Below are 9,133 nucleotides of genomic sequence, written 5' to 3' on the forward strand. Positions count from 1 at the left end.
CGACGGGTCTGAAGCATGCGGTGGATGGGATCCACAGCATGTCGGAGTCGCTGACGGGGATGATGCACAAGATCCAGGAGTTGGATCAGCAGCTCGCCGGTCACTGACCGTTGGTGTGCGGGCGGGGGTCGTGCACCGACCCCCGCCCGTTCGCGTCCGGGTGGCGTCGCACGACGGACGGATCGGACGTTGATAACGTGAGGGGATATGAGCCTGTCGAACGACATCTGGGAGATTCCGGTCCAGTCCACCGACATTGAGGGTCTGGACGCGAGCGGTCGACCTGATCCGGCGTACGCGAAGGCGCTAGGGCTCCTCCCGGCGAGGGGCGGCATGAGGGCTCTGGCCACACTGCTCGAGCTGCTCGTTGCGCTCGTCATCGTCATCCCGGGCACGATCGCCGGCACCCACCTGGCACTGCTGAGCGCTGCCGATCCACAGGGCCTGCTGGCCCGCAAGGATCTGATCTGGATCCTGCTCCCGTTGATCGTCTCGTACGTGCTCATGCTCGTCTTCACGCTCGTCCAGCTCATCCTGCACGGACTCAAGGGCGTGACCCTCGGCAAGGCCGTGTGCGGGATCCGCACGGTCAACGCGCGCACGCTGGAGAAACCCGGCTTCTGGCGCGGCGCGGTGGTGCGTTATCTGATCCTCGCCGCGTCGTTTCTGATCCCGCTGATCGGACCCCTGCTCGTGATCGCGCTGTCGCCGCTGTTCGACGTCGAGCGCCGCGGCCGCGGCTGGGCCGACCGGATCGCCGCGACATGGTTGGTGGACGTGCGTCTCGGTCTCAACCCGTACGATGCGAAGCGGATGAGGATCGCGCGCAAGCAGTACACGGCCGAGGTGCATGAGGCGGCCCCGGAGCTGCCGTCGCTGGCGACGCCCGTGGATCGCGACGCGCCCGCTGTGTATGTGCCGACCGGACGATTCTCCGGAGGCGTCGTCGGCGCGCACCGCGCCACGGCTCCCGTGTCTGCGGCGGCTCCTGCGCCTGCGGCGGCTCCTGCGCCTGCGGGGGCCCCCGCGCCTGCGACGGCCCCCGCCAGCGCTGCAGAGACGTGGCAGCCTCCCTCGATCTCACCCGTGGAGGAGCCGGCTCCGGCCCCGGATGCGGCGCCTCGGCCGGGCTCGCCGCAGCCGCCCGCGGCGGTCCTCGCAGCGGGCTCCGCGGTCTCCGGCCCCCGCGCGGTGCTCGTGATCGACAACGGCGAGCGGATCCAGGTGCACACGACGACCCTGATCGGACGCGCGCCAGCGGTCGCTGCCGGCGACGGCTCTTCTACCGCAGCGGGCCCAGGAGAGGGCGAGGTGCAGCTCGTGCGGGTGCCCGACGAGACCCGTTCGGTCTCCAAGACCCACGTCGCGATCCTGCTCTCGCGCCGCGGTGTCGTCGCCGTCGACCGCGGCTCCACCAACGGCAGCTCGATCGTCCGCGACGGCGCGGAGCACCCGCTGACGCCGGGGCACCCGGCTGAGCTGCGCGCCGGTGACGTGCTGCGCTTCGGTGACCGCAGCCTGCTCGTGGAGCAGGCATGACCCCCGGCGCCCGCGCGGCCGCCGCAGACACGACAGCGCGCGAGCGCCGCCCGGAGGATCACCGATGAAGGTCAAGCTCACCCTGCGCCGCCCCGGCTCTCCGCTCACCGATATCGTCGTCACCGCCGACTCCACGGCCACGGTCGCCGATGTCGCGCACCACATCGCCACGACCGATCCGCTGCGCTCCATCCAGGTCGCACACGGCGAGACGCTCACGCTCTCGGTCGCGCCGCCCACGAGCGAGCACCTGGTGACGCTCAACCCCGACCTCGCGATCGGTGATGCCCCGGTCGGATCCGGCTTCCTCACCGAGATCGTGAACCTCGGCGCCGGCCGGATCGCGACCGGCACCGCGGGCGCCCGCCCGGCCGCGCACCTGCGGGTGCTCTCCGGACCGGCCGCCGGCCAGGAGTTCTCCCTGCCGATCGGTCACTTCGTGATCGGCCGCGAGGCCTCGGCCGGCGTGCACCTCGCCGATCCCCTCGTCTCCAAGAAACACGCGCGCATCGAGGTCGCCGCGACGTTCGTCGAACTCGTCGATCTGAACTCGGCGAACGGGATCCTCGTCGACGGCGGCCTGGTGCAGCGCCTGCGGGTGATCCCAGGTCAGCCGTTCACGCTCGGCGACAGCGAGATCGTGGTACGCGTCGTCAGCGACTTCGACGGTACCGCCGCGGATCAGGATCCGGTGCTCGAGCGCGGCGGCGCGCTGCTGTTCAATCGCAGCCCGCGGGTGGAGGAGCGCTTCGCCGGTGAGGAGATCGAGGAGCCGCGCTACCCCCGTGACGAGGTGCAGCGACTGTTCCCGTGGCCGATGCTGGTCGCGCCGATCCTGCTCGCCGTGACGATGTGGGCCATCACGCAGCGCCCGATGTCGCTGCTCATGGCTGCGGCTTCCCCGATGATGATGTTCGGCAACTTCATCTCGCAGAAGACCCACATGGGCCAGCGCCTGCGCAAGGAGGCGGAGGTGTTCGAAGACCAGTTCGAGCGCCTCGAAGAAAGGCTCTACCACGCCCGCCCGCGTGAGCACTCGGTGCGCAACAACGAAGTGCCCGCCGTCGCCGTTGTGTTCGATGAGGCGATGCGGCTCGGTCCGCTGCTGTGGACGCGCCGCCCTGAGCACTGGAACTTCCTCAGCGTGCGCCTGGGCAGTTGCACGGACCTGTCCCGCACGGTCATCCGGCGCTCGGAGACGGACGAAGCGCTGCCTGAGTACGTCGAGCGCGTAGATCGGCTCGACGAGCGGTACCGGATGATCGACGACGTGCCGATCCTGGAGTCGCTGCAGAGTGTGGGATCCATCGGCGTCGCCGGCCCGACGTCGGCTGCCGGCGACGCGCTGCGCGGACTCTCGGTGCAGCTGTTCGGCATGCACTCGCCGAACGAGCTCGTCTGCGTCGCGCTCACCGAACCCGGCTGGGCGCACGAGCTGGACTGGCTCACCTGGCTGCCGCACACGTCCAGCGAACGCAACCCGTTCAAGGAGATGGCGCTCGCCGATTCGGCCTCGACCGGTGCCGCCTTGCTGAACGGCCTGGAGGAGATCGTGCTGCGCCGCTCCAAGGGAGCCGGCGCACGTCGCCTGCCGTACGGCGAGGACTGGAACCCGATGCGGTACGGAACCGACGTCAAGCGCGCTGCGGAGGAGTCCACGTTCGCGGGCAGAGCCGCCGTGGTCGTCATCGTGACCAACGACGCACCCGTGGACCGCGCCCGGCTCACGCAGATCCTCGAGCGCGGTGCCGAGGTGGGCGTGTACGCGCTGTTCGTCGCCCCGGTCGTCGAGGCGCTGCCGGCCGCGTGCCGGAGCTTCGTCGACGTGACGGCGGGACTGGAGCACGCCCGCGTCGGCACCGTGCGCAGCGGCGTCGCCTATCCGGACGTCAAGGTCGAGGGCGTCTCGCACGCGTACATGACGATGTTCGCGAAGCGCCTCGCGCCCGTGGTCGACGCTTCGACAGTCGTGGAGGACGCCTCGGACATCCCGAACTCGGTGATGTTCCTCTCGCTGGTCGGATCCGAGACGGCGTCGGATCCGACCGCCGTGATCGATCGCTGGCGGCAGAACAACACGATCCTGGACCGCTCCGGCGCTCCGCAGCCGCGGCTGAAGAAGGCGGGCAACCTGCGCGCTATCATCGGCCAGGCGCAGACCGACGCGATGACGCTCGACCTGCGCACCCAGGGCCCGCACGCCCTTGTCGGCGGCACCACGGGCGCGGGCAAGAGCGAGTTCCTGCAGGCGTGGGTGCTCGGCATGGCCGCCGCGCACAGTCCCGACCGGGTGACGTTCCTGTTCGTGGACTACAAGGGCGGATCCGCATTCGCCGACTGCGTCGACTTGCCGCACACTGTAGGCCTGGTCACCGACCTCAGCCCGCACCTCGTCCGACGCGCGCTCACGAGCCTCCGCGCCGAGCTGCACCACCGCGAGCACCTGTTCAACCGCAAGAAGGCGAAGGACCTGCTCGAGCTCGAGAAGCGTCGCGACCCGGATACGCCGCCCGCGCTCGTGCTCGTGATCGACGAGTTCGCCGCCCTCGCCGGCGAGGTGCCGGAATTCGTCGACGGCGTCGTCGACATCGCCCAGCGCGGTCGCTCACTCGGCATCCACCTGATCATGGCGACGCAGCGGCCAGCCGGTGTCATCAAGGACAACCTGCGCGCCAACACGAATCTGCGCGTGGCGCTGCGGATGGCCGACGAGTCCGACTCCAAGGACGTGGTCGACGACGGCATCGCCGCGACCTTCCCGCCGTCGATCCCGGGCCGCGGAATCGCCAAGACCGGCCCAGGCCGGCTCGTGCCGTTCCAGTCCGCGTACGCGGGCGGCTGGTCCACCGACGAGGTGCAGGTGGCCGACGTGCGGGTGGCCGAGCTGCGGTTCGGATCCACCCAGCTGTGGGAGCCCGACCAGGAGCCGGAGTCGGACAGCCACGACGGCGACCTCGGTCCCAACGACCAGAAGCGCATCGTGGCGACGCTCGTGCAGGCGGCGGCACAGGCCGGGATCCCCGCGCCCCGCCGCCCGTGGCTCGACGACCTGGAGCACGCGGTCGACATCCGCGACTTGCCCACGCTCGGCGACGGGCAGATCCTGCTCGGCAAGATGGACGTCCCCTCCCGTCAGCTGCAGGAGCCGACGTACTTCGTGCCCGACCGTGACGGATCCCTGCTGGTCTACGGCACGAGTGGCGCGGGCAAGTCGACCGTGCTGCGCACCATGGCTATCGCCGCGGGCTTCGACGCGGCCACGAACGTCGAGGTCTACGCGCTGGACTTCGGATCCGGCGCGCTGAAGAGCCTGGAGATCCTGCCGCACGTGGGATCCGTGATCGCGGGAGACGACGCCGAGCGCGTGCAGCGCATCCTGCGCTCGCTCGCGCGCGTGCTGGACGACCGCGGCAAGCGGTTCAGCGCCGCCAACGCCGCGAGCCTGACGGAGTACCGCGAGCTGACCGGTACCGACGAGCCGCGGATCCTGTTCCTGCTGGACGGGTTCCCGCAGTTCCGCGGCGAATGGGAGTCGACCACGGCGCGGATGCCCTTCTACCAGACGTTCATGCGCATCCTCGGCGAGGGTCGCCCCCTCGGCGTGCACGTGGTCGCGACGGCGGACCGGTCGGGCTCGGTGCCCACCGCGGTCAGCGCGAACGTGTCGCGCAAGGTCGTGCTGCGTCTGTCCGACGAGACCGGATACGCGATGCTGAACGCGCCGAAGGACGTGCTGGACGAGCGCTCGGCACCGGGCCGTGCGATCGTCGACGGCCTGGAGACGCAGATCGCCACGCTCGGCGGCACCCCGAACGTGGCCGAGCAGACCAAGCTGCTGGAGGCGCTGGCAGCCGAGCTGCGCGTGGCGGGCGCCCGCGAGGTCGCCGAGATCGGATCGCTGCCTACGCGGCTCGCGATCTCCGCGCTGCCCGACCGGATCGGCGAGTTCCCGGTGCTCGGCGTGGCCGAGGACACGCTGGCAGCGCGCGACTTCGACCCGATCGGCACGTTCCTCGTCGCAGGCCCGCCGCTGTCCGGCAAGACGACGGCGCTCAAGGGGCTGGTCACGTCGATGCGCCGCTTCGATCCGGAGGTGAAGCTGTTCCACTTCGGCGGCCGTCGCGCCCAGCTCAAGGAGTACGCCGACTGGACCCGCAGCGCGACGACGCCGGATGCCGCGAAGGAGCTCGCCGCGGAGCTGGTGGAGCTCGTCGCGGACGAGTCGATGCCGGTGCGGGTCATGGTCGTGATCGAGGACGTGCCGCAGTTCGCCGACGGTCCCGCCGAACGTCCGCTCAAGGAGCTGTTCCAGGCGATCAACCGCAGTGATCACCTGCTCGTGGGCGACCTGGACGTGACCCAGGCCACCAGCGGATTCGGGTACATCGGCGAGTTCAAGGCGGGGCGCAAGGGCATCGTGCTCAAGCCCGACGCCTTCGACGGCGAGACCGTGTTCAAGGTGCCGTTCCCGAAGGTCAAGCGCACCGACTTCCCGGAGGGGCGCGGCATCTACGTGCAGGCCGGTCGCCAGGTCATCGTGCAGCTGCCGCTCGTGGAGGGGGACCGGCTCGTCTGAGCGGATGGGGATCCCTCCCCATCGCGGGGCGGGAGACCGCGTAGATAGCCTCGAAGGACACGGCGAATCGACGGGGGTTGACAGATGGCTGACGTGGTCAGGGTCACGTATGCGGAGCTTCAGGCTCTGCAGAAAGAGCTCGCAGATGTGCGGGATGAACTCGAGCACGCGTACACGCGCGGAGTCGCTCTGCGCGATGCGGTGGGACACCCGTACGGGGAGATGCTGCTGCACGACGCGGTCGATGACTTCGAGAGCAGATGGGACGACCGGCGCGTGCAGCTGATGGACAGATGCTCCGAGCTCGAGACACGGCTGACCCGTGTGGTGACGTCGATCAAGGACTGGGACGTGCGGACGAACGCGGCCTCCCCAGCCGCGGCATCCCCAGCCGCGGCATCCCCGGCCGCGGCATCCCCATCTGCCGGCGTGCGGAAGGCGGTGCGCTGATGCAGGCGGAACCGATGCCGAAGACCTCGCCCGCGGGGCACCCGATCGGTCTGATCGACGGCGACTCGGGCGTGATCGCGCGGCGTGCGAACGAGATCGAGACTCGGGGCACGCAGATGCAGCACGCGGTGACCGTGTTGCAACGCCTCGTGGACAGCGGGATCACCGGCCAGGGGCAGGCCGTCCAGTCGCTGATCGACGATGCAGGCCTCGTGATCGGCGACCTGCGCCAGGCGGCGGAGCTGTATCGGGCCGTCGTGGGTCCGCTGCGCAACTACGCCCAGTTCCTGATGTGGGAGCAGAGCGAGATGCGGCCGATCCTCGATGATCTCACCGAGCTGTGGGCCGCGTACAACCTCAAGCGGGAGGTGGCCATGACGGCCGGTCTTCAAAGCCCGGACTACCCGACAGGAGCGGACTCCGGCGACGCCGCGCTCCGCCAGGCCGCGGAGGACAAGCAGCGCGAAGCGTTCCACGCCGCGACCGCAGCCGCGGACGCCGCGCGCACCGCGTGGGAGAACCGCGCGAGGGCCTATGACGTGCAGTGGGACCTCTGGCACGGCAACTGGACGAGGACGGCGGCGGCGATCGGCAGGGCCGAACAGGGGAAGATCCACGACACGCCCGACGACGACCTGCGCGGCGGGCTGTCCGCCGCGCAGGATCGGTTTTCCGCGACCGCGCTGCTGACGAGCTTCATCCCGGGCGGGCAGCCGGTTAGCATCGGCTCGTCGATTCTGGGCGCGGGCGTCGCCTGGACCCGGTTCGCCCGGCGCGACACCAACGACGTGTCCGAACCGATCCTCGCCACGATCGGCATCCTGCCGCTCATCGGACCCACGATCCGGTCGGTCGGCGAATCCCTCACGATGGGGAGAGTCGTGATCGTTGGCGGAGAATCCTCCGCCAAGGACATCACGACCCGTGTCGTGCAGAAGATCTACCAGGCCAACGCGGATCATCCCGGCGATGCGCTGGCGACCGGATTCGCGGGGGTGTCCGCGCTCGTCGGGGCCGGCAAGGACATCGCGACGGGCATGTGGAACCGCCTCGCCAACCCCCGGCGCCGTTCCGAGGACCCGCTGCGATGAGCGGCCTGCGCGAGGAACTCCTCGGCGGGGTGCGCGTCCCGCAGTATCTGATGGTGCTGCCCGTCGGCTGGCGGCAGCACGACCTCAGTCGCGAGACCGAGGAAGCGCTGCTTGCCGGCACCGGCCGGGGCGTGGCCGATGACGCGGCCCTCGCCGCCGACCACGAGCGGCGCATCCGGGCGACTTTCGCCGACCTGCGCGCGCAGAAGGCGTTCTGCTACGCCGTCGCGGATGAGGACTCTCCCGCATGGACCCGCGGCGCGGCGAGCCTGATCGGCACGAAGGTCGGCGCGGATCCGCTCTCCGCGCCGGACCGCATCCTGGACGACGCGATCCGCCGGCTGGGCGCGCGTCCTCTCGACCCGCACCGGCTCATCGCGCGATGGGCGCAGCGCGTCCCGGTCGAGCAGACCGGCGGGAAGATCGTCATGACCACGGTGAGCTACCTGATCGCCATCCCCGGCACCCGCCGCACGCAGGCCGTGCGCTGGACGGCGGCGGTGGCCCACTCCGGCGCGCTGGCGCCGGAGGATCCCGCCCTCGTGGCGTGGGAGCGCCTCATGGACGCGCATCTGGAGACCTTCACATGGATCGAGGAGTGATGGATCCCTTCGCACCGCCCCGTAGGGCGAGTGAGCGCACTTCGCTGGCGCTCGAGCTCGCCTATGACGAGGGCCGTTTCCTGCCGGTCGAGCCGCGGCCGGCCGGCGCCGCGGACGCGTGGGCGCGGGACGTCGTCGCACGCCACGTCGCCGCGCACCCGGAGGCCGAGCCGCTGCGCGAGCGCCTCGCGATGTTCGCGGCGGGCCTCGCGGCGGAGCCGGCCGGCGCGGACGGATCCGCCGAGTGGCGTTTCGTGCTGGCGGATCCGGTCGGCGGCATCGTCGCACCCTTCCTGCTGTTCGCGACCACGCGGACCGACGATCCTGCCCGGCGCGACCTGGTGTGGGATCGCGCCGCCTTCCTCGGGCCGGTGGCGCGCACGCACCCGACGGAGCACCTCGGCACCGGCGTGACGACGCTGTTCGTGGTCCAGGACCACGGGCACGTCCTCGCGACGCGGCGGTGGCTGTACCCCGGTGTCGGCGCGTCGCTCTGCGCGGTCCTGGGACCGCTGCCTCCGGGAGAGCTCATCGCCGTGCAGGAGATCGTCCAGGCGGTGCTGGCCGGCGCGCGCGCCGAGGGCTTCGCGCCGGATGACGACGGGTGGGCCGAAGCGTTCGTCGGCGAGGCCGTGCCGTTCGGGGATGCCTGGGAGTATCCGGGTGGGGACTTCTCCCCATCGACCGTGGTGCGAGGGGCTGGGTAGGCTCGTTGTGTCGGGCCGAGGTGGTCCGGTCCAATCGATTACCGGAGGTGGATGATGGCCGATTTCGGTGCGTCTTATGCGGAGATGGAGCAGGTGGCGTCGTCGCTGTCGCAGGCTCGTGATGACATTCAGGGTCAGCTGGAGAAGCTGAAGGGGCAGGTGGACAAC

At 70.5% G+C, this 9,133-nt stretch carries 6 protein-coding genes; all 6 read left to right on the top strand.

What is annotated here, in order from left to right:
- The first annotated feature begins 333 nt into the window (after positions 1-333).
- The 6 genes from AB4078_RS18610 to AB4078_RS18635 all read left to right on the top strand — a co-directional run bounded on the left by AB4078_RS18610 (position 334) and on the right by AB4078_RS18635 (position 8,965).
- Positions 334-1,539 carry an RDD family protein gene (locus AB4078_RS18610; protein ID WP_441978372.1) on the top strand — a complete coding sequence of 402 codons (1,206 nt, stop codon included), beginning with the start codon at positions 334-336 and terminating at the stop codon, positions 1,537-1,539.
- A 64-nt stretch (positions 1,540-1,603) separates the two neighbouring features.
- On the top strand, positions 1,604-6,115 hold the full coding sequence (locus AB4078_RS18615) for an FtsK/SpoIIIE domain-containing protein (RefSeq protein ID WP_441978373.1): 4,512 nt from the start codon (positions 1,604-1,606) through the stop codon (positions 6,113-6,115).
- 84 nt (positions 6,116-6,199) lie between these two features.
- A complete protein-coding gene (locus AB4078_RS18620) occupies positions 6,200-6,565 on the top strand; it encodes a hypothetical protein (protein WP_441978374.1) in 366 nt (121 codons plus the stop codon).
- A 14-nt stretch (positions 6,566-6,579) separates the two neighbouring features.
- On the top strand, positions 6,580-7,656 hold the full coding sequence (locus AB4078_RS18625) for a hypothetical protein (protein ID WP_441978375.1): 1,077 nt from the start codon (positions 6,580-6,582) through the stop codon (positions 7,654-7,656).
- Positions 7,653-8,258: a hypothetical protein gene (locus AB4078_RS18630; RefSeq protein ID WP_441978376.1), complete on the top strand. Its 606-nt coding sequence runs from the start codon at positions 7,653-7,655 to the stop codon at positions 8,256-8,258. Before AB4078_RS18625 ends, AB4078_RS18630 begins: the two co-directional genes overlap by 4 nt.
- A complete protein-coding gene (locus AB4078_RS18635) occupies positions 8,258-8,965 on the top strand; it encodes a hypothetical protein (RefSeq protein WP_441978377.1) in 708 nt (235 codons plus the stop codon). Before AB4078_RS18630 ends, AB4078_RS18635 begins: the two co-directional genes overlap by 1 nt.
- Positions 8,966-9,133: the final 168 nt, after the last annotated feature.

Origin of the sequence: Microbacterium sp. 2MCAF23, assembly GCF_052115565.1 — a bacterium.
Lineage (GTDB): Bacteria > Actinomycetota > Actinomycetes > Actinomycetales > Microbacteriaceae > Microbacterium.